This window comes from Erwinia piriflorinigrans CFBP 5888 (assembly GCF_001050515.1).
In the GTDB taxonomy this organism is placed as follows: Bacteria; Pseudomonadota; Gammaproteobacteria; order Enterobacterales; family Enterobacteriaceae; genus Erwinia; species Erwinia piriflorinigrans.
In genome coordinates this window covers 12,470-33,604 of the sequence record NZ_CAHS01000002.1, presented here as the reverse complement: position 1 = coordinate 33,604, position 21,135 = coordinate 12,470, and the positions used below count along the sequence as shown (strand labels likewise).

Sequence of the window (21,135 nt, the reverse complement as noted above, 5' to 3'; positions counted from 1 at the left end):
CTTTCGCCGGGAGCCAGCTGAAAAGCCTGGCGTCAAGAATCAATACTTAGAGTATGTTCTTAAAATCATAACGTTAGCCACAAAAAGACATTGATCACATTTAATATGCATGGGTTGCAGCATCGAAAAATAAATATCGCAGGTGTTTTTTAAAACCGCTTTTTTATTCACTTGAATATAACATTCATCCCAATGGCGCTGGATCTAATGGTGTGAAAAATCTTATTAATCGGTGAATTTCTTCCGACTGAAGGGAGACTCATATCAAACCTTGTGCATATGCGTAACGTATTAATTCGACATTAGAAGAGACGCCAAGACGCCGCATGGCATTATACTTTTGCGTAGAGATTGTACTAATTGTTCTATTCTGTCGCCGTGCTATCTCTGAAAGAGTATATCCTGTTGAAAACAGCCTAATCACTTCAAGCTCTTTGGGAGTAAGACCATTTCCTTTTTCACCATCCTTTGACAAATAACTCTTAATATTACTCAGTGAAGATGAAAAGTAATAACCATTTTGATTCATCACATGATGGCATGCAATGACCGTATCCTCCACCGGGTCCGACTTACTCACAATAGCTTTAACCCCGTAATCGCATGTTTTTCTGAGTATTGCGATGTTTTTTTGTGACGTGAGCAAGACAATTCTCACCAGCGGGAAGCGGCCATTTAAGGCACGTATTTTAGCAAAGCCATCAATTGCCGAACGTTTAGAACTTAAGGAGAAATCAGTGATGACAATATCTGTTTGCTCCGATGCAAGAACAGCCAATAAATCTTTACCACATACTGTTGCGGTAGCCACGGTAAATTGATCGTTATTTGAAAAAAGCATTTTCAGTGAATGAATTATATGTGGGTGGTCATCAGAAACCGCCACCGTGAATCTGCTATACATACAACCTCCATATGCTTCATCATGACTAGCCTGAAGAAATAAACAATGAGTTAAATATACTAATTCCGTCCAGCATCGTATGGCAAGCAGTTTGCAATAAATATAAAAACCGGACGAAATACGCGGAAAAGAATTAACGGAAACAACAATAAAAAATAAAAGCACGATGATTCCAGTAAAATTACGAAACCTGATAACTTTTTCACTATGCTGTCAGGTTTTACAACTGAGATGGCGAACTCATAAAAATAATAGCAGCACGATATCGGTATTCTGTCGCACCGGATAACTCGAATACGGCTAATAAGATATGTCACTGTCCAGTTCGCACTAGCGGAGGCATTTTTTCTTTTAGTGCGTATGAGCCTGGAACATTTATTCAAACACCACAAAATTTCAGTCGCCGTTCCTGACGGAACCCCTTAGGATTGCAGACTGATTTTATGGAGTTAGCTATGTTACTCACTGTCCTTTACATCATCGGTATCACGGCGGAAGCCATGACCGGAGCACTTGCCGCAGGACGTCGAAAGATGGACATGTTTGGCGTGATCATCATTGCTTCAGTCACTGCAATAGGCGGAGGCTCAGTGCGCGATATGCTGCTGGGGCATTACCCGCTAGGTTGGGTGAAACATCCTGAATACATCATGATTGTTGCTGCCGCCGCCGTTTTTACCACTTGGGTAGCACCACTGATGCCGCACCTGCGTAAGGTATTCCTGGTGCTGGACGCATTAGGACTGGCGGTGTTTTCCATTATCGGCGCGCAGGTGGCGCTGGATATGGGGTATGCAGGTATTATTGCCGCGATCAGCGCCGTGGTTACCGGAGTGTTTGGCGGCGTACTGCGCGATATGTTTTGTAATCAGATCCCACTGGTTTTTCAGAAAGAAATCTACGCGGGTATCGCTTTCGCTTCTGGCTGGGTTTACATCCTGCTGCTGAAAACCACCCTATCGCTGGAAACGGTGATCATTGTTACACTGCTGACTGGATTCATCGCTCGACTACTGGCTCTGCGCTTTAAACTGGGCTTACCGGTGTTTAACTACCCGCATAGCGATCATTAATCATCCTCCTGGCACAGGGAGAATCGAGGATGGCTCCAATCCTTTGATAAGCTGACGCACCTCGTGCTGCTGGAGAAAAGAGACGATGTTCCGAGCCAGCTTGTGCCCGATGCCGGGCAGTTGCTGCCACTCCTGGATATTATGTGACAACAACTGTTGCCAGTTATCATCTGCCAGCGTTTGCAAGGCCCTTTCCGGTATCGGCACCCCCAATGCTTTGACCCAGCGTTTAAAGGGGCGTTGACGACTGAGTTTGAGTTGTTGCCAGAAAAGATGCGCCTTTTGTTCTCCGATACCCGGCAACGCTTTTAGCTGCTCCTCCGACAGGGTCAGCCACGAGAATATATGCGCCATGCTGCCCGACTGAATCAACTGCTGCCAGGTTTGCCGGCCCGTGCCGACCAGGTTAAGTACCGATTTGCTGCTCAACCACTCCAGCCTTGCCAGAAACTGTTGACGGCATTGCGGCGTAAAGCGAAAACAGCTCAGGCTGTTAAACTGTGCGGCATCAGGCTGGGCGGGATAGACGCGCTCCGTTACTCGCCATATGACTTTATCCAGACGTGGCGCGCCCAGGCCAGCCAGGCTGATACTCACCTGATCCCCTGCTATCACGTCGATTTTTTTCCAGTGTTCAATCGAACCCACATTGACCCGGCTGATACGTTTATCACCAAGCTGCACGGGCAACAGATTCAGGACAACATTGATTCGACCGGTACGACCGATAGCAAACTCAACCGTTCGTACTTCGCTTGTCATTTCCGGCGGAGGGTATTTCCATGCAATGGCCCATTCGCCGGGTTCAGGGAGCCAGTCGCTGCCCCGCCGTGTCGGAATGCCGTGAACGACAATGCCATCAGTGACAAACGGTAAGGATTGCTGAAACCAGCGTTCCCGCCAGCTCTCAACCTCGCCCACATTCTCTACCCGATGAGTCCAGGCGCTAATGTCAGGGAATCCCAGGCTATGGATACCCGTCAGGCGCTGGGTCAGAGAAGTCGGTCCATCCGGCCATGCCCAGATGAAGATCCCTACATCTTGTAATACTGGCGAGGGGGCTTTCGCCATTAGCGCCCCAGCAACAATGGATCGCGCATTTTTTCCGCCATCGGTCGCCTGCCGATGATCGGTCATCTTGAGATACAGCTCCCCCTGAAAAACCTGCACCGCCGTGGAAGGAGTAATGAATGTTGGAATATCGGAGATCAACCGCGCTTTAGCCGTCCAGTCCTCCCCCCTGACGCCATCTCCCCGGCTGATCATCTGCTCCAGTTGACCATCACGGTAGAGTAAGGTTACCGCTACGCCATCTATCTTCGGCTGAATCCACAACCCGTCTCGCCTTTCCATCCAGCGCCCCACCGCCGTTTTATCTGAAAGCTTTTTAACCCCCGTGTGAGAAACAGGATGCAAAGCTTTGCCGTCAGTTTTAAGCGACGGCTGGCGTAAATCGCTGGCCGGTGAAAAACAGCGCTGCCACTGCTGCAACTTACCGTGCAAGGTATCGTATTGCTCATCGGGTACCGGAGACTTCCCACGTCGATAATAGGCGTCATCCCACGTCTTCAACTGAGCTTCTAGCGCGCCGATCTCCGTATCAGCACGCGAAACAGACCAAACCGGGCATTGCGCCTGTATAACGCTGCTGAACAGCCAGACCGCCAAAATGGCATATTTCATTGCTGCTTCTCCTGCTTGTCGTCATGATGATGGCAGACAGTAAAGCGCAGTAGAAAGCGGGTAGCGAGTCACAAAAGTGCATTACGGAAAGCGGCTTCAGCCTTTTTTATGCAAAACGCATCGGATACGAAAATATTTGCGTAGCGTTACCCAATAACAGAGAAATAACGCAAGAGAACGCCCTAAACGCTGCATCACGGGCCGCACCTGTGTATACTGTGAACGAAGTACACTCCGCTTTATTGGCATATCAAGAATAATCATGGCTCAAGGCACGCTTTTTATTGTTTCCGCCCCCAGCGGTGCGGGTAAATCCAGTCTGATTCAAGCGCTGCTAAAAACGCAGCCGCTGTACGATACGCAGGTATCTGTCTCGCATACCACGCGTGGGATCAGACCGGGTGAAAAACACGGTGAACACTATTACTTCGTCAACCACGACGAGTTCCGGGTTATGATTAGCGAGGACGCTTTTCTTGAACATGCCGAAGTGTTCGGAAACTATTACGGCACGTCACGTAAAGCCATTGAACACGTTTTAGCAACCGGTGTTGATGTGTTTCTTGATATAGACTGGCAGGGTGCTAAACAAATTCGAGAAAAAATGCCGACAGCACGCAGTATTTTCGTGCTGCCGCCGTCGAAAGACGAACTGGACCGTCGCCTGCGTGGCCGTGGCCAGGACAGCGAAGAAGTTATCACCAAACGTATGGCTCAGGCCGTTGCCGAAATGAGCCATTACGCAGAGTATGATTACCTGATTGTGAACGATGATTTCGACCTGGCGCTGTCAGACATGAAAACCATCATTCGCGCTGAGCGTCTGCGTATGGGCCGTCAAAAAGCCCGTCATGATGCTTTAATCAGCAAACTATTGGCAGACTGAGGACAACTCAGTATGATGCCCAGTCATTTCGTCACCACCCGTGGAGTATCACACTTATGGCACGCGTAACCGTACAGGCCGCAGTAGAAAAAATTGGTAACCGTTTTGATCTGGTTCTGGTAGCAGCTCGTCGCGCACGTCAGATGCAGGTTGGTGGTAAAGATCCACTGGTTCCTGAAGAAAACGATAAACCTACCGTTATTGCACTGCGTGAAATCGAAGAGGGTCTGATGAACAATGATATCCTCAACGTGCGCGACCGTCAGGAGCAGCATGAGCAGGAAGCCGCAGAATTGCAGGCTGTTACCGCTATCGCTGAAGGCCGACGTTAATTTTCTGTGAAGGCCTGCCTTGTATCTGTTTGAAAGTCTCAATCAACTGATTGAAAAATACTTGCCTGAGGAGCAAATAAAGCGCCTCAAGCAAGCTTATCTTGTCGCACGTGATGCTCACGAGGGACAGACACGCTCCAGCGGTGAGCCCTATATCACCCATCCCGTTGCGGTCGCATGTATCCTCGCGGAGATGAAGCTCGACCATGAGACACTCATGGCAGCACTGCTGCACGACGTTATCGAAGACACCCCCGCCACTTATCAGGATATGGAACAGCTGTTCGGTCAGACTGTTGCTGAACTGGTAGAAGGGGTTTCTAAACTCGATAAACTGAAGTTCCGTGACAAAAAAGAAGCCCAGGCAGAAAACTTCCGCAAGATGATCATGGCGATGGTGCAGGATATCCGCGTCATTCTGATTAAGCTGGCCGACCGCACGCACAATATGCGAACCCTGGGTGCCTTACGTCCGGATAAAAAACGTCGTATCGCGCTGGAAACGCTGGAAATTTATAGCCCATTAGCACACCGACTGGGTATTCATCACCTGAAAACCGAGCTGGAAGAACTGGGCTTTGAAGCCCTTTATCCGAACCGCTATCGTGTGATTAAGGAAGTGGTTAAAGCCGCGCGTGGCAACCGTAAAGAGATGATTCAGAAAATCCTCTCGGAAATCGACGGTCGCCTTGAAGAAGCCGGTATTGGCTGTCGCGTCAGCGGCCGTGAGAAACATCTCTATTCGATCTACTGCAAAATGCACCTGAAAGAGCAGCGCTTCCATTCCATTATGGATATTTACGCTTTTCGGGTGATCGTACGTGATGTTGATACCTGCTACCGCGTTCTTGGACAGATGCATAACCTGTACAAACCACGCCCGGGCCGCGTGAAAGATTATATCGCGATCCCCAAAGCCAACGGCTATCAGTCATTACATACTTCCATGATCGGCCCACACGGTGTGCCGGTAGAAGTGCAGATCCGTACTGAAGATATGGATCAAATGGCAGAAATGGGGGTGGCGGCGCACTGGGCTTATAAAGAACAGGGTGAAAGCAGCACCACCGCGCAAATCCGTGCTCAGCGTTGGCTACAGAGCCTGCTGGAATTACAACAAAGCGCCGGTAGTTCGTTTGAATTTATCGAAAGCGTTAAATCCGACCTTTTCCCGGATGAAATTTACGTTTTCACGCCGGAAGGGCGCATCGTCGAACTGCCCGCCGGAGCCACGCCGGTGGACTTTGCCTACGCCGTTCATACCGACATTGGCCATGCCTGCGTCGGCGCACGCGTCGATCGCCAGCCGTACCCACTGTCACAGGCGCTGACCAGCGGCCAGACGGTAGAGATTATTACCGCGCCGGGCGCACGCCCGAACGCTGCCTGGCTGAACTTCGTCGTCAGTTCTAAAGCTCGCGCCAAGATCCGCCAGCTACTGAAGAACCTGAAACGTGATGACTCCGTTAGCCTCGGCCGACGTCTGCTTAACCATGCGCTGGGCGGCAGCCGCAAACTGGCCGAGATCCCGCCAGCCAATGTGCAGCACGAGCTAGAACGTATGAAGCTGGCATCGATTGACGATCTGTTAGCTGAAATCGGCTTGGGTAATGCCATGAGCGTGGTGGTGGCAAAAAATCTGCAACAAAATGAGCCAAGCGCTCCGCCAACCCCACCTGCTCACGCCGGTAGCTCACGCAGTAAGCTACCCATCAAGGGCGCAGACGGCGTCTTGATCACTTTCGCCAAATGCTGCCGTCCAATCCCCGGTGACCCCATTGTTGCGCATGTCAGTCCGGGTAAAGGCCTGGTGGTACACCACGAATCCTGCCGTAATATCCGTGGCTATCAGAAAGAACCAGAGAAATACATGGCGGTCGAGTGGGATAAGGTAACAGAACAGGAATTTGTTGCCGAAATAAAGGTCGATATGTTTAATCATCAGGGTGCGCTGGCCAATTTGACGGCGGCAATTAACACCGCAGGTTCTAATATTCAGAGCCTGAACACGGAAGAAAAAGATGGCCGTGTTTACAGCGCATTTATTCGTCTGACCGCACGCGACCGAGTCCATCTGGCGAATATCATGCGTAAAATCCGCGTGATGCCGGATGTGATAAAGGTGCACCGTAACCGCAATTAAGGAATGAAGACAGGAACATCCCTGTCTTCGCCCTCCCCCCGATAACCGGTTGCTCTGTCGCTGGCGTTTTACTTATTTTAGGGAGTCCGTTTTCGCATGAACGCACAACGTTATGCCCGCATCCGCGCCATGCTTGCCGCGCGCCAGCATGATTTAACCGTCTGCATGGAGCAGGTTCACAAGCCTCATAACGTTTCTGCGGTGATCCGTACCGCCGATGCCATCGGAGTGCATGAAGTTCACGCCGTCTGGCCGGGTAGCCGCATGCGTACGATGGTCTCCTCTGCCGCTGGCAGTAACAGTTGGGTTCAGGTCAAAACCCACCGTTCAATTGCCGACGCCGTATCCTGCCTTAAAGGCCAGAATATGCAGATTCTGGCAACCCATCTTTCTGATAAAGCGGTTGATTTTCGCGAAATCGATTACACCCGTCCGACCTGTATTCTGATGGGACAGGAAAAAACCGGCATTACCCAAGAAGCACTCGAGCTGGCCGATTGTGACATCATTATTCCGATGATCGGCATGGTGCAATCACTGAACGTCTCCGTCGCCTCTGCGCTGATCCTGTATGAAGCCCAGCGCCAGCGGCAAAATGCCGGCATGTACCTGCGTGAAGAGAGCTCGCTGGAATACAGCGAACAGCAGCGACTGTTATTTGAAGGCGGCTATCCGGTACTGGCTCGCGTAGCGAAGCATAAAGGGCTGCCCTATCCTGAAATTAACGATCGCGGTGAGGTGGTTGCCGACCCCGAATGGTGGGCAACCATGCAGTCTAAGGCACGTAAGTAATGCAGGGCCGCCTGCTGGATGCAGTGCCGCTCAACACGCTATCCGGGGTGGGGGCTACCCAGGCAGCGAAACTGGCCAAGCTTGGTCTGGTGACAATACAAGACCTGTTGCTGCACCTGCCCATGCGCTACGAAGACCGTACGCAGCTTTACGCGATCAACGACCTGCTGCCGGGTATTTACGCCACGGTTGAAGGAGAAGTGCTGCACAGCGATATCTCTTTCGGCCGCCGTCGTATGCTGACCTGTCAGATAAGTGATGGCACCGGCACATTAACCCTGCGCTTTTTTAACTTCAATGCCGGAATGAAAAATAGCCTTGCAGCGGGCCGCCGGGTGACCGCTTACGGTGAGATTAAACGCGGACAGCGTGGTGCGGAGATCATTCACCCGGAATATAAGATTCAGGGTGAACATAGCGTCACCGAGTTACAGGAGACGCTGACGCCGGTCTATTCCACCACTGAGGGTATACGCCAGGCAACGTTACGTAACCTGACCGATCGGGCATTAACCCTGCTGGATACCTGTGCGATTGCCGAACTGCTGCCGCCGGAGTTAAGCCGGGGTTTAATCAGCCTGCAGGATGCCTTACGCACCCTGCATCGCCCGCCGCCGGATATGGCACTGGCCGATCTGGACAGCGGGACGCACCCGGCGCAGCGCCGTTTGATTATGGAAGAATTACTGGCGCATAACCTCAGCATGCTGGCGGTTCGGGCCGGTGCCCAGCGTTATCACGCATTGCCGATGTCGCCCCGCCATCAGTTAAGCGATCGGCTGCTTGCCGCATTGCCTTTCCGTCCTACCGCCGCTCAGCAGAGAGTGGTACGCGAAATTGAAGAGGATCTGGCCCACGACTATCCGATGATGCGCCTTGTGCAAGGTGACGTCGGTTCGGGTAAAACGCTGGTCGCAGCGCTGACGGCGTTACACGTCATTGCCTGGGGCAAACAGGTTGCGCTCATGGCGCCGACCGAACTGCTGGCCGAGCAACACGCCAATAATTTTCGCCAGTGGTTTGCCCCGCTTGGGCTGGAAGTTGGCTGGCTGGCAGGTAAACAAAAGGGTAAGGCACGCCAGGCGCAGCAGGAGGCTATCGCCAGTGGGCAAGTATCAATGATTGTCGGCACCCACGCGATTTTCCAGGAGCAGGTACAGTTCAACGGTCTGGCGCTGGTGATCATTGATGAACAGCACCGCTTTGGCGTCCACCAGCGTCTGGCGCTGTGGGAAAAAGGCGAGGAACAGGGTTTTCATCCTCATCAGCTGATTATGACGGCCACGCCGATCCCGCGAACGCTGGCAATGACCGCCTATGCCGACCTTGATACGTCCACTATCGACGAGCTGCCGCCGGGACGTACCCCAGTGACCACGGTGGCTATTCCCGATACGCGGCGCGCGGATATCATTACCCGCGTGAAAGACGCCTGCGGCAATGAAGGCCGCCAGGCGTACTGGGTGTGTACGCTGATTGAAGAATCCGAACTGCTGGAAGCACAGGCGGCAGAGGCCACCTGGGAAGAATTGAAACTGGCACTGCCGGAACTGACGATCGGGCTGGTACACGGCCGCATGAGGCCAGCCGAAAAGCAGGCGGTGATGCAGGCTTTTAAACAGGGTGAAATCCATCTGCTGATCGCCACCACGGTCATTGAGGTCGGGGTTGATGTGCCCAATGCCAGCCTGATGATTATCGAGAACCCCGAGCGCCTCGGACTGGCGCAGCTGCATCAGCTACGCGGGCGCGTGGGTCGTGGCGCGGTGGCTTCCCATTGCGTACTGCTCTACAAATCTCCATTGAGTAAAACCGCGCAGAAGCGCCTACAGGTGCTGCGTGACAGTAATGACGGCTTCGTGATTGCCCAGTGTGACCTTGAGATACGTGGCCCCGGTGAACTGTTGGGTACGCGTCAGACTGGCAATGCCGAATTCAGGGTGGCCGACCTGCTTCGCGATCGGGCGCTGATCCCGGAGGTTCAGCGAGTGGCGCGCCATATCCACCAGCATTATCCCGAGCAGGCCGTAGCGCTGATTGAACGCTGGCTGCCCGAAACAGAGCGCTATACCAATGCCTGATACCCATTGTTCCCGATGGCTCCATCAAAGTGCCTGCATCCGCCGGGTGAGTCACGGCTAAACGTGTCTTACCTGGGTTTATTGCCCACTTCCCCCCCTACATCACTCTCAGAGTCTTGAGCCAGCGTTAGTGCTCACCGGACGTACCAGCAGCCATGTGCGGGTCAACTCCTGGCAAACGATTGCTTTTGCGCCAAAGATGATTAGAATCGCCTTTTTATCGCCGTTGGGAAGCCTGTAATGTCCGTTGAAACCCAAGATGCTGCCACAGCAGCGCGCTCTGCTCATGCTGGTAAAAGCGAGCTGATTTATCGCCTTGAAGACCGCCCGCCGCTGCCGCAAACGCTTTTTGCCGCCTGCCAGCATCTGCTGGCGATGTTTGTTGCCGTGATCACGCCCGCGCTGTTGATCTGTCAGGCGCTCGGACTGCCCGCACGGGATACGCAGCACATCATCAGCATGTCACTATTTGCCTCCGGCGTCGCTTCGATCCTGCAAATCAAAACCTGGGGGCCGGTGGGTTCCGGGCTGCTGTCGATTCAGGGCACCAGTTTTAACTTCGTCACCCCGCTGATTATGGGTGGCCTGGCGCTCAAGAATGGCGGAGCTGACGTACCCACCATGATGGCCGCGCTGTTTGGGACGTTGATGCTGGCCTCTTGTACCGAGATGGCGCTGTCACGGGTACTGCACCTCGCGCGACGGGTTATCACACCGCTAGTTTCAGGTATTGTGGTGATGATCATCGGGCTGTCGCTGATTCAGGTCGGGCTGACCTCCATCGGCGGTGGTTTTGCCGCGATGAACGATCACACCTTTGGCGCACCGAAAAACCTGCTGCTGGCCGGTGCGGTGCTGGCGGTGATTATCGTGCTTAACCGCCAGCGTAACCCTTACCTGCGCGTGGCCTCGCTGGTGATTGCAATGGCGGTAGGTTATCTGCTGGCCTGGGCGATGGGGATGCTGCCGGAACATACCGCACCGGCCAACGACGCGCTGATCACCATCCCGACGCCGTTTTATTACGGACTGGGCATCGACTGGAGCCTGTTAATCCCGCTGATGCTGGTGTTTATGGTGACCTCACTGGAGACCATTGGCGATATCACCGCCACGTCCGACGTTTCCGAACAGCCGGTCAGCGGCCCGATTTATATGAAGCGCCTGAAAGGCGGCGTGCTGGCTAACGGCCTCAACTCCTGCGTGTCGGCACTGTTTAATACTTTCCCTAACTCCTGTTTTGGTCAGAATAACGGCGTGATCCAGCTTACCGGCGTTGCCAGCCGCTACGTAGGTTTTGTCGTCGCGCTGTTGCTGATGGCGCTGGGGCTGTTCCCGGCGGTGAGTGGCTTTGTGCAACATATCCCTGAGCCGGTACTCGGCGGGGCGACCATTGTCATGTTCGGCACCATCGCCGCTTCAGGCGTGCGCATCGTCTCGCGTGAGCCGCTGAACCGTCGGGCGATTATGATTATCGCTCTGTCGCTGGCGGTCGGTCTCGGCGTTTCCCAGCAGCCGCTGATTTTGCAGTTTGCGCCAGACTGGCTGAAAATGCTGCTCTCTTCCGGCATCGCCGCCGGAGGTATCACCGCCATTGTTCTGAATCTGGTTTTTCCCCAGGAAAAATAGCATGTTCCGGGCATAACTGACGAGCGGGTGGATAATTTCCGCCCGCTCGCCGCATGCGGGTTGAGATACATCGATAAATCGTGCATAACAAGCCATTACCCGAATGCATAGGGATGGATACGATGAAGTTTCTCGGCAAAGTTTTGCTCACGCTATTGCTACTGCTGCTACTGGTGGCCCTTACCCTCTATCTGCTGCTGCAAACCCGTTGGGGAGCGGAATGGATAAGCCGCCAAATCAGTGAGAACAGCGACTATAGTCTGTCGTTCAGTAAAATGGAGCATCACTTTTCCCATCCCAGCCATCTGACCCTGAATGACGTCACCTTTTCCCGTCAAGGTCAGCCCGCCTCACTGGTTGCTCAACATGTCGAACTCGGACTGGGGCTGATGCAGTTCAGCCGCCCACTGCACTTTGCCAGTATCCAGCTCGATCGGGGTACGCTTGATCTCACCACCCAGAGTACTCCCCTTGCTTTGCAGGCCGATCGTCTGCAGCTCAGCCAGATGGCGTTGATACAAAACCAGGGTGAGTGGCCATTAAGGGCGCAGCGTGTGGACGGGGGAATTATGCCGTGGAAACCTGAAGCGGGAGACAGACTCGGTAAAGACGCCCGTTTCCAGATAAGCGCCGGTTCTCTGACGCTGGACGATGTTCCCGCGACTAACGTGCTGGTTCAGGGCAGCATAAAAGATTCGCAGCTGATAGTCAGCAACCTGGGTGCGGATATGGCGCTGGGATCGGTCACCGCCAGCGCCCGGCGTGATGCGCAAGGAAGCTGGCAGGTAGCGAGCCTCAACCTTAACGGTATTCGCCTGCAAAGTGATAAGACCCTGCGCGATTTTATACAACCTCTAAACGCGCTGCCGCCGGTGCATATTGAACGTATGGATATCACGGGTGCACGGCTGGAAGGGAAAGAGTGGGCGGTAACCGATCTCGATCTGGTGCTGAAAAATCTGACGCTACGCGAGGGAGACTGGCAGAGCGATAATGGCACGTTGTCGTTGAATGCCAACAGTTTTGTCAACGGCAGTATGCAGCTGGACGATCCGACCGCCAGCATGACCTTCTCGGCACAGGGTATCGCCCTGAACCAGTTCAGTACCCGCTGGGTAAACGGGCTGCTGCGTACCGAGGGTAACTGGAGACGCACTGACAAGAAACTGACGCTGAATGAACTGGTGGTAGCAGGACTGGAGTATACGTTACCACTCAACTGGCGGCAGCGCTGGCTCCAGCCGCTTCCTTCGTGGCTGGATAGCGTGCTGGTCAAAAAATTCAGCGCCAGCCATAATCTGATTATCGATATCAATCCAGACTTTCCTTTCCAGATGACGGCGCTGGACGGCGCGGGCACTAACCTACTGATGGTGCGCGAGGGCCAGTGGGGGATCTGGTCAGGAGATCTCAGCGTTAACGCCGCCGCCGCCACCTTCAATCGCCTCGATCTGCGCCATCCGTCTCTCGCATTGACGGCAGACGATAGCAGCATCAACGTCACAGAGATGAGTGCCTTCAGTGCGGACGGGATGCTGGAGGGGCTGGCTAACGTCAGCCAGCAGCCTCTGCGCACGCTGTCTCTGACGCTGCGCGGTCGTCAGGTCGCGCCCAATCTGTTACATGCATGGGGATGGCCGCAGATCCCGCTAACGGGCACCGCCAATATACAATTAAACCTCCAGGGCAGTTTACAGGCAGGACAGCCGTTAAAACCCAGCGTTAACGGTGCACTCGACGTCACTGCCGACGGGCGCTCAGTCCGGCAGGTGATGAAAGCAGGAGAGGTCGCCAGCGCGCAGTAACTCACCAAAGGGGCGTGATTCGCCCCGCTTCACTTCGCAACCCTGCATCGGTAAGGTATAGTCCTTTTTTTACGGAGGAACTATGCTGACCAACCCATCTATTCGTCTTAACAAATACATCGGCGAGAGCGGTATCTGCTCACGTCGTGATGCCGACCGTTACATCGAACAGGGCAACGTTTTTATTAACGGCAAGCGTGCGTCAGTGGGCGATCAGGTATTTACCGGGGATGTGGTGAAAGTTAACGGTCAGCTTATTGAGCCGCGTAACGAAGAAGATTTGGTGGTTATCGCCCTGAATAAACCGGTCGGTATCGTCAGTACCACGGAAGAGGGTGAGCGCGATAACATCGTCGATTTTGTTAATCACAGCAAACGTGTCTTCCCTATCGGACGTCTGGATAAAGACTCGCAGGGGCTGATTTTCCTCACCAACCACGGCGATCTGGTGAACAAAATCCTGCGTGCCGGCAACGATCATGAAAAAGAATACCTGGTCACGGTGAATAAACCGGTCACCGAGGAGTTCATTCGCGGACTTGGTGCCGGTGTGCCCATGCTGGGAACGGTGACGAAAAAATGTAAGGTGAAGAAAGAGTCGACGTTTGTCTTTCGCATCACGCTGGTACAGGGACTTAATCGCCAGATCCGCCGCATGAGCGAACACTTTGGCTATGAGGTCACCAAACTTGAGCGTACGCGCATTATGAACGTCAGTCTGAAAGGGGTGCCGCCAGGTGAGTGGCGTGATTTAACCGATGATGAGCTGATTGAACTGTTTAAACTGATTGAGGATTCATCATCCGAGGACGGTAGCGCGAAAAAAGCCAAACCTAAGTCCACTACCGGCAAGAAACCTGCCGGCAGTGGAACAAAAGGCGGCGCGAAGGTGACCGCCAACGCTAACGCTGCTCCGCGTAAACGTTTTGCCCAACCCGGACGTAAAAAGAAAGGGCGTTAAACGCCGCAGCCACCCTCTTCCAGCGGCCCGTCAGGATCGGCGGGCAGCACAATATACACACCTTCAAATACCGCGCCGCACTCTTCATTGCCAAACAGTTGAACCTCCAACTGCACTCTGGCTTTGCGTCCACGGGCCAGACGGTCGAGGTCGCCACTCAGCGAACCCAAGTTGGCCACTGCCCCCGGCTTACCGCTGATCGGCTTGCTGTAACGAATATGCGCATCGGCCAGAATAATGGTTCCACCAAGCTGACGCTCACGCAGCAGCAGCCAGATCAGCCCCCAGCCGGTTAAGGTTGCCAGCGAGAACAGGCTACCGGCAAACAGCGTATGGTGAGGATTCTGGTTACCGGTTTCCGGCATAGTGGTGGCAAATTTTTGCCCGGTATATTGCAGGATGCGCACGCCCATCTTTTCACTAAGCGGGATATGCTGATACCACGCCTGCTGAAGCTGACCGCACCAGTCGGCACGATGCAGAATATCATCCAGCGTCACCACCGGTTTGATCATCAGGAAATGGCGTACCGGCGTGGTTTGCGGCGCGGTGATCTCCCCCTGATTGAAATAGCCGAGTTTGGCGAAAAAATCGACGGCATCTTCACGCGCGCTACAGACCACACGTTTTACGTCTTCCTGACGGGCAACGGATTCCAGCGTCATCGCCACCAGCGTTCCCAGCCCTTTTCCGCGCACGGAAGGATGCACGGCGAGGAAACGGATCGCCGCTTCGTTATCGGCATTGATATATAGCCGCCCGATGGCAACCGGATCGCCCTGCTCGTCAACCACCATCTGATGGTGCGCCAGCGCATCCCAGGCGTCACGTTCCGATCCCATCGGCTGATGCAGCGGCTTACGCAGCATCTCCCAGCGGAATTGGTAGTAAATGTCCAGCTCTGCAGCGGTTTCGGGTACGCGAAGATGATACATAAAATGGTTCTCTCTGTCTGAGACCTTCAGGCCACTCCGTTGCTGCTGGGCCAGCTGTTTCAAACCTGCAACCAGAACGTAACGGGGCCATCATTAACCAGCGCCACTTGCATATCAGCGGCGAAACGGCCGGTTTCGGTCGTCACCCCTTTTTCTCGGCAGCAGGCGGCAAAATAGTCATACAGCTTTTCTGCCTCATCCGGAGCGGCACCGGCGGAGAAGCTCGGCCGCATGCCCTTTTTTGTATCAGCAGCCAGCGTGAACTGCGATACCACCAGCACGCTGCCGCCCGTCTGCTGCACGTTCAGATTCATTTTGTCGTTTTCGTCACCAAAAATTCGGTAACCGATCACTTTATCCGCTAACTTGCACGCACTTTCGGGGGTATCCCCTTTTTCTACACCCAGCAAAATCAGTAGTCCAGGGCCTATCTCGCCGATGGTTTCCCCCGCGACGGCCACACTGGCCTGCTGCGCCCGTTGTATTAAAGCAATCATGAATCCTCATTTTCTCTTTCTTGTTCTTCTTGCTTCAGCCGACGATAGTCGGCCAGCGTTGCGGTAATTTCCGCTCCCAGTAATACAATACACCACGTCCAGTAAACCCATAAAAATAGAATGGGTACGACGGCCAGCACGCCGTAAATCAGCTGGTAAGACGGGAACATGGTGATATACAGCGCAAACCCCTTTTTCCCCAGCTCGAACAGAACGCCGCCGACCACCGCCCCTACCAGCGCATCGCGCCCCGCCACCGGAGTGGTGGGAACCAGGCTGTATAACAGCCAGAAGGAGAGACAGGAGAGCAACAGCGGGAATATACGCAGTGTCATATCCACCAGCCCGCTCAAGCCGCTGATCGTTGCCCAGTGCAGCGATAGCAGGTAGGAGCTAATGGCCAGGCTGGCCCCCGCCAGCAGCGGCCCCAGCGTCAGGATCATCCAATACACCGCCAAAGAGTACACCAGCGATCGCTTAACTTTGCTACGCCAGATGGTATTCAGCGCCGAGTCTATCGAGTACATCAGCAGCAGCGCGGTCACCACCAGCCCTCCCACGCCTACCGCCGTCATTTTATTGACGTTAGCAACAAATTGCTCAAGGTAGTTCTGCACCGTGTCACCGGCCGCCGGGACAAAGTTGTTAAAGACAAAATTCTTTAACTGCACGCTAACGTCAGAGAACATCGGGAAAGCGGAGAAAAGCGCAAAGATAACCGCAATCAGCGGCACAAGTGACAGCAGCGATACATAGGCAAGATGTCCGGCCAGCACGGTCATCGCATCTTCATCAATACGTTGCCATAACAGCTTTATCCACGCCCAAAACGCACGCAGCCAGTGCCGAAAGTGTTTAAAAGCACGCATGTTTTAGCCGCGACCGCCAGCGATACGATCGGCGAAAAATGCCGGGATCACGCTGGCATCAGTAATATGCAGGCTGTGTATCCCCAACGCGCGCGCCGCCTCGATATTTTCACGATTATCGTCGAAGAAAATGGCCTCTGCCGCCGACATCTCCTCAAGGTTCAGCAAACGCTGGTAAATATGCGGATCGGGTTTGCGTAAGCCCATTTCCTGCGATAAATAGATTTTATCCGCAGCGGCTTGTACTTCCGGGTACTGCGTAGGCCAGAACTGGCAGTACAGGTTATTGGTATTAGAGAGGATAACCACCCGATCCCCCTGCTCACGCAGCTGATGCATAATGGCGATGACTTCAGGGCGCACGCCGACAAATACCGCCTGCCAGCCGGCAGCAAACTGCTCGTAGCTTAACGGCAGCTCCAGCTCGTGACAGATCTCCTGGGCAAATTTTTCATCGCTAATTTCACCACGTTCGTGCTGGTGGAAGCTCTCGCCCATCTGGAAACGGCTTTGCAGCGTGGCTAAAGGCACGCGGCCCAGATCGCTCCAGACGCCTAGCACCCGGTTGAAATCAATATCAACAATGACATTACCTAAATCAAAGATATACAGCATGGTCATCCCCTTGTGTTGCGCTAAGTGATTCACTCTAGCGGTAAAACGGGAGGCTGAACAGGTGGGAGGGTTGAAAACTGTAAGGCAGTTGCAGGGTTGGAGAGGTTCCAACCCTGAATTTCACGCGGTATACCCTTCATCATTCAGGGTGGAGAGGCACGGGTTAGCATTAATCACCCCGGCAACTGACTGATGTCAGCGACCGGGGAACGCCTTACCTGCCCTGAAAACGAGGGGTAACGGCCGGATTAAGCTTCTTTAGGACCACGGCTCGCGCGCTTGCGATCGTTTTCCGTCAGGTGACGTTTACGAATACGCACCGACTGAGGAGTCACTTCAACCAGTTCGTCATCATCGATGAATTCCAGAGCCTGCTCCAGAGACATCTTGATAGCCGGAACCAGCGTGGTGGCTTCATCAGTACCGGAAGCACGCATGTTGGTCAGCTTCTTACCGGTCAGGCAGTTAACGGTCAGGTCGTTAGAGCGTGAGTGAATACCGATAATCTGGCCTTCATACACTTCCGCACCGTGGCCGAGGAACAGCTTACCGCGATCCTGCAGGCTGAACAGGGCGAATGCCACCGCTTTACCCTGGCCGTTAGAGATCAGCACGCCGTTCTGGCGCTGGCCGATTTCACCGGCACGCACATCGTCGTAGTGGCTGAACGTGGAGTACAGCAGACCAGTACCAGAAGTCATGGTCATAAACTCGGTACGGAAGCCGATCAGACCACGCGCCGGGATCAGGTAGTCAAGACGAATACGACCTTTGCCGTCAGGGATCATGTCTTTAACATCACCCTTACGCTCGCCCATTGCCTGCATCACAGAACCCTGGTGCTGTTCTTCGATATCCAGCGTTACGTTCTCGAATGGCTCTTGCATGCGGCCATCGATTTTACGGTTGATAACTTTAGGACGTGAAACGGCGATTTCGAAGCCTTCACGGCGCATGTTTTCAATCAGAACCGACAGGTGAAGTTCACCACGGCCCGATACGCGGAACGCATCAGAGTCTTCGGTTTCTTCAACGCGCAGTGCCACGTTGTGCACCAGCTCTTTGTTCAGACGGTCAAGGATCTGACGCGAGGTCACAAACTTACCTTCTTTTCCGCAGAACGGCGAGGTGTTAACGTTGAAGTACATGGTCACGGTAGGTTCATCAACGCTCAGTGCTGGCAGCGCTTCAACACTCTGCGGATCGCAGATGGTGTCGGAGATGTTCAGCTCGCCCAAACCGGTAATCGCGATGATATCGCCCGCTTCCGCTTCAGTCGCTTCGATACGCTCCAGACCCAGGTGGGTCAGAACTTTACCGACTTTACCGTTACGGGTTTTGCCTTCGCTATCGATAATAGTGATCTGCTGGTTAGGCTTCACTTTACCGCGCTTGATGCGGCCGATACCGATGACACCCACATAGTTGTTGTAGTCCAGCTGAGAGATCTGCATCTGGAAAGGTGCTTCCATCTCAACCTGTGGTGGTGACACATGTTTTACGATCGCTTCATACAGCGGGGTCATATCTTCCGCCATATCGCTGTGATCCAGACCTGCAATGCCGTTCAGGGCAGAGGCGTAGATCACCGGGAAGTCGAGCTGCTCGTCGGTAGCATCCAGGTTAACGAACAGGTCAAATACCTGATCAACAACCCAGTCAGGACGCGCGCCCGGACGGTCAACTTTGTTAATGACCACGATCGGCTTCAGACCATTAGCAAAAGCTTTTTTGGTCACGAAACGGGTTTGCGGCATCGGGCCATCCATTGCATCCACAACCAGCAGCACCGAGTCGACCATTGACATCACACGCTCAACCTCGCCGCCGAAGTCGGCGTGCCCAGGGGTATCAACGATGTTGATGCGGTAGTCATTCCATTTAATGGCGGTGTTTTTTGCGAGGATGGTAATCCCACGCTCTTTCTCCAAATCGTTGGAGTCCATTACGCGTTCGGTTGCTTCGGTGCGGGCATCAAAGGTCCCGGACTGCTGCAGCAACTTATCAACCAGGGTAGTTTTACCATGGTCAACGTGGGCAATAATGGCGATGTTACGCAAATTTTCGATCACAGCTTTGCCTCAGGCATTAGAAATAGCGCGCTATTGTACACGGATTAATCGAAGGACTGAACAAGTTCACAGATTTCGTAGAAAGATAACTGTCCGGATGTTTTTTGGACCCATTTTCAGTGCAAAGATTGCACGACAATGATGTATTGCACCAAAATGGTGACCACTTCCCACTCAATAGCACCAGAATGGTGCGCGACTTCCATCATGGTGCATTCCCCGTCTGACGAGAGGGCGCATCATAGCGCCTTTTGCATGAAATAAAAAAGTTGGCATAGATTTCGCAATTACCCTACCAAGCGAAAAATGCCATTTCACACACGGTTGTAAGCTTGTCAGAGATCTTTATTATCGGAATTAGCGCGGCGAAATGCAAAGCGCACCGTGAAAGTTCTCTAATCAAGACGACAATGACAAAATCCAGGAGAGTTAAGTATGTCAGCTAAACACGTTCAGTCGATGATGGACGAGCACGAAGTCAAATTTGTTGACCTGCGCTTTACCGATACCAAAGGTAAAGAACAGCACGTGACTATCCCCGCTCACCAGGTCAACGCTGACTTCTTCGAAGAAGGCAAGATGTTTGACGGCTCCTCGATTGGTGGCTGGAAAGGTATTAACGAATCTGACATGGTTCTGATGCCTGATGCAACCACCGCTGTCCTTGATCCGTTCTTCGAAGATGCCACCCTGATCATCCGTTGTGACATCCTCGAACCTGGCACCATGCAGGGCTACGACCGTGATCCCCGTTCCATCGCTAAACGCGCTGAAGATTTCCTGCGTTCTTCCGGCATCGCCGATACCGTGCTGTTTGGACCAGAACCAGAGTTTTTCCTGTTTGACGACATCCGTTTCGGCAGCAGCACTTCCGGCTCCCACGTTGCTATCGATGATATCGAAGCCTGCTGGAACACCGGTAAAGAATACGAAGGCGGCAACAAAGGCCACCGTCCGGGTCTGAAAGGCGGTTACTTCCCTGTTCCTCCGGTCGATTCATCGCAGGATATTCGTTCTGCCATGTGTCTGACGATGGAACAGATGGGCCTGGTGGTTGAAGCTCACCACCACGAAGTGGCAACGGCGGGTCAGAATGAAGTGGCAACCCGCTTCAACACCATGACCAAAAAAGCTGACGAAATTCAGATCTACAAATATGTCGTGCACAACGTCGCTCATGCCTATGGTAAAACCGCAACCTTTATGCCTAAGCCGATGTTCGGTGACAACGGTTCCGGTATGCACTGCCATATGTCACTGTCTAAAGACGGGACTAACCTGTTCGCTGGCGACAAATACGGCGGCCTGTCTGAAACAGCCCTGTTCTATATCGGTGGTGTGATCAAACACGCCAAAGCGATCAATGCGCTCGCCAACCCGACCACCAACTCCTACAAGCGTCTGGTGCCAGGCTACGAAGCGCCGGTCATGCTGGCTTACTCTGCCCGTAACCGTTCCGCCTCTATCCGTATCCCGGTGGTTGCCAGCCCGAAAGCACGTCGTATTGAAGCGCGCTTCCCTGACCCGGCGGCTAACCCATACCTGTGCTTCTCTGCACTGCTGATGGCTGGCCTGGACGGCATCATCAACAAGATCCACCCGGGCGATGCGATGGACAAAAACCTGTATGACCTGCCGCCGGAAGAAGAAGCGGAGATCCCAAAAGTAGCGGGTTCCCTGGACGAAGCCCTGGCTGCCCTGAACGAAGACCGTGAGTTCCTGACCCGTGGTGGTGTATTCACCGACGACGCTATCGAAGCTTACATTGAGTTGCGTAAAGCGGAGATGGAACGCGTGCGCATGACGCCGCACCCGGTTGAGTTCGAACTGTACTACAGCGTTTGATTTTGTTATCCGG

The 21,135-nt window shown here is 53.5% G+C and carries 17 protein-coding genes; 10 read left to right on the top strand and 7 right to left on the bottom strand.

The genetic code is table 11. From position 1 onward, the window contains the following. Window positions 1–259: 259 nt before the first annotated feature. Window positions 260–904, bottom strand: coding sequence for a response regulator (locus EPIR_RS00225; protein WP_023653281.1), 645 nt, complete (start codon window positions 902–904; stop codon window positions 260–262). A gap of 455 nt (window positions 905–1,359) precedes the next feature. Here EPIR_RS00225 and EPIR_RS00220 point away from each other — a divergent pair, with 455 nt between their 5' ends. Further along, window positions 1,360–1,977, top strand: coding sequence for a trimeric intracellular cation channel family protein (locus tag EPIR_RS00220; protein WP_023653280.1), 618 nt, complete (start codon window positions 1,360–1,362; stop codon window positions 1,975–1,977). Here the strand turns inward: EPIR_RS00220 and ligB are convergent, their stop codons facing one another. Further along, window positions 1,978–3,660 (bottom strand): NAD-dependent DNA ligase LigB, encoded by a 1,683-nt coding sequence (ligB, locus tag EPIR_RS00215; protein WP_023653279.1) that lies wholly within the window; start codon window positions 3,658–3,660, stop codon window positions 1,978–1,980. It abuts the gene before it with no gap. 262 nt (window positions 3,661–3,922) lie between these two features. Here ligB and gmk point away from each other — a divergent pair, with 262 nt between their 5' ends. The 8 genes from gmk to rluF all read left to right on the top strand — a co-directional run bounded on the left by gmk (window position 3,923) and on the right by rluF (window position 14,289). Beyond that, window positions 3,923–4,546 (top strand): guanylate kinase, encoded by a 624-nt coding sequence (gene gmk, locus EPIR_RS00210; protein ID WP_023653278.1) that lies wholly within the window; start codon window positions 3,923–3,925, stop codon window positions 4,544–4,546. A gap of 56 nt (window positions 4,547–4,602) precedes the next feature. Next, complete coding sequence (gene rpoZ / locus EPIR_RS00205) at window positions 4,603–4,878, top strand: DNA-directed RNA polymerase subunit omega (RefSeq protein ID WP_023653277.1); 276 nt, start codon at window positions 4,603–4,605, stop codon at window positions 4,876–4,878. Window positions 4,879–4,897: 19 nt separating this feature from the next. After that, entirely contained in the window at window positions 4,898–7,021 is a 2,124-nt protein-coding gene (gene spoT, locus EPIR_RS00200) for a bifunctional GTP diphosphokinase/guanosine-3',5'-bis pyrophosphate 3'-pyrophosphohydrolase (protein ID WP_023653276.1), read from the top strand. Between the two features lie 96 nt (window positions 7,022–7,117). After that, entirely contained in the window at window positions 7,118–7,813 is a 696-nt protein-coding gene (gene trmH / locus EPIR_RS00195) for a tRNA (guanosine(18)-2'-O)-methyltransferase TrmH (protein WP_023653275.1), read from the top strand. Beyond that, window positions 7,813–9,894, top strand: a complete 2,082-nt coding sequence (gene recG, locus EPIR_RS00190) for an ATP-dependent DNA helicase RecG (RefSeq protein WP_023653274.1) — start codon at window positions 7,813–7,815, stop codon at window positions 9,892–9,894. The genes trmH and recG overlap by 1 nt, the downstream gene beginning before the upstream one ends. Window positions 9,895–10,134: 240 nt before the next feature. Further along, window positions 10,135–11,523, top strand: a complete 1,389-nt coding sequence (locus tag EPIR_RS00185) for a nucleobase:cation symporter-2 family protein (RefSeq protein WP_023653273.1) — start codon at window positions 10,135–10,137, stop codon at window positions 11,521–11,523. Between the two features lie 122 nt (window positions 11,524–11,645). After that, complete coding sequence (locus tag EPIR_RS00180; RefSeq protein ID WP_023653272.1) at window positions 11,646–13,328, top strand: AsmA family protein; 1,683 nt, start codon at window positions 11,646–11,648, stop codon at window positions 13,326–13,328. A gap of 82 nt (window positions 13,329–13,410) precedes the next feature. Further along, window positions 13,411–14,289 (top strand): 23S rRNA pseudouridine(2604) synthase RluF, encoded by an 879-nt coding sequence (rluF, locus tag EPIR_RS00175; protein ID WP_023653271.1) that lies wholly within the window; start codon window positions 13,411–13,413, stop codon window positions 14,287–14,289. Here rluF and fabY read toward each other — a convergent pair. From fabY to typA, 5 genes are all read right to left on the bottom strand, one after another. Beyond that, window positions 14,286–15,224, bottom strand: coding sequence for a fatty acid biosynthesis protein FabY (fabY, locus tag EPIR_RS00170; protein ID WP_023653270.1), 939 nt, complete (start codon window positions 15,222–15,224; stop codon window positions 14,286–14,288). The two genes, rluF and fabY, sit on opposite strands and share 4 nt — an antisense overlap. Before the next feature lie 59 nt (window positions 15,225–15,283). Next, a complete protein-coding gene (gene dtd / locus EPIR_RS00165; RefSeq protein ID WP_023653269.1) occupies window positions 15,284–15,721 on the bottom strand; it encodes a D-aminoacyl-tRNA deacylase in 438 nt (145 codons plus the stop codon). Next, complete coding sequence (locus EPIR_RS00160; protein WP_023653268.1) at window positions 15,718–16,590, bottom strand: virulence factor BrkB family protein; 873 nt, start codon at window positions 16,588–16,590, stop codon at window positions 15,718–15,720. Before EPIR_RS00160 ends, dtd begins: the two co-directional genes overlap by 4 nt. 3 nt (window positions 16,591–16,593) lie before the next feature. Continuing rightward, entirely contained in the window at window positions 16,594–17,205 is a 612-nt protein-coding gene (yihX, locus tag EPIR_RS00155) for a glucose-1-phosphatase (RefSeq protein WP_023653267.1), read from the bottom strand. Window positions 17,206–17,453: 248 nt separating this feature from the next. Further along, on the bottom strand, window positions 17,454–19,277 hold the full coding sequence (gene typA, locus EPIR_RS00150; RefSeq protein ID WP_023653266.1) for a ribosome-dependent GTPase TypA: 1,824 nt from the start codon (window positions 19,275–19,277) through the stop codon (window positions 17,454–17,456). Window positions 19,278–19,712: 435 nt separating this feature from the next. On the opposite strand from typA, the gene glnA reads away from it, so the two are divergent. Next, window positions 19,713–21,122 (top strand): glutamate--ammonia ligase, encoded by a 1,410-nt coding sequence (gene glnA, locus EPIR_RS00145; RefSeq protein WP_023653265.1) that lies wholly within the window; start codon window positions 19,713–19,715, stop codon window positions 21,120–21,122. Window positions 21,123–21,135 lie beyond the last annotated feature (13 nt).

Coding starts and splice junctions, on each gene's coding strand:
- fabY (WP_023653270.1), bottom strand. CDS start 15,224: ATGTATCATCTTCGCGTACCCGAAACCGCTGCAGAGCTGGACATTTAC.
- gmk (WP_023653278.1), top strand. CDS start 3,923: ATGGCTCAAGGCACGCTTTTTATTGTTTCCGCCCCCAGCGGTGCGGGT.
- EPIR_RS00180 (WP_023653272.1), top strand. CDS start 11,646: ATGAAGTTTCTCGGCAAAGTTTTGCTCACGCTATTGCTACTGCTGCTA.
- rluF (WP_023653271.1), top strand. CDS start 13,411: ATGCTGACCAACCCATCTATTCGTCTTAACAAATACATCGGCGAGAGC.
- EPIR_RS00160 (WP_023653268.1), bottom strand. CDS start 16,590: ATGCGTGCTTTTAAACACTTTCGGCACTGGCTGCGTGCGTTTTGGGCG.
- rpoZ (WP_023653277.1), top strand. CDS start 4,603: ATGGCACGCGTAACCGTACAGGCCGCAGTAGAAAAAATTGGTAACCGT.
- yihX (WP_023653267.1), bottom strand. CDS start 17,205: ATGCTGTATATCTTTGATTTAGGTAATGTCATTGTTGATATTGATTTC.
- EPIR_RS00220 (WP_023653280.1), top strand. CDS start 1,360: ATGTTACTCACTGTCCTTTACATCATCGGTATCACGGCGGAAGCCATG.
- trmH (WP_023653275.1), top strand. CDS start 7,118: ATGAACGCACAACGTTATGCCCGCATCCGCGCCATGCTTGCCGCGCGC.
- dtd (WP_023653269.1), bottom strand. CDS start 15,721: ATGATTGCTTTAATACAACGGGCGCAGCAGGCCAGTGTGGCCGTCGCG.
- EPIR_RS00185 (WP_023653273.1), top strand. CDS start 10,135: ATGTCCGTTGAAACCCAAGATGCTGCCACAGCAGCGCGCTCTGCTCAT.
- recG (WP_023653274.1), top strand. CDS start 7,813: ATGCAGGGCCGCCTGCTGGATGCAGTGCCGCTCAACACGCTATCCGGG.
- glnA (WP_023653265.1), top strand. CDS start 19,713: ATGTCAGCTAAACACGTTCAGTCGATGATGGACGAGCACGAAGTCAAA.
- EPIR_RS00225 (WP_023653281.1), bottom strand. CDS start 904: ATGTATAGCAGATTCACGGTGGCGGTTTCTGATGACCACCCACATATA.
- ligB (WP_023653279.1), bottom strand. CDS start 3,660: ATGAAATATGCCATTTTGGCGGTCTGGCTGTTCAGCAGCGTTATACAG.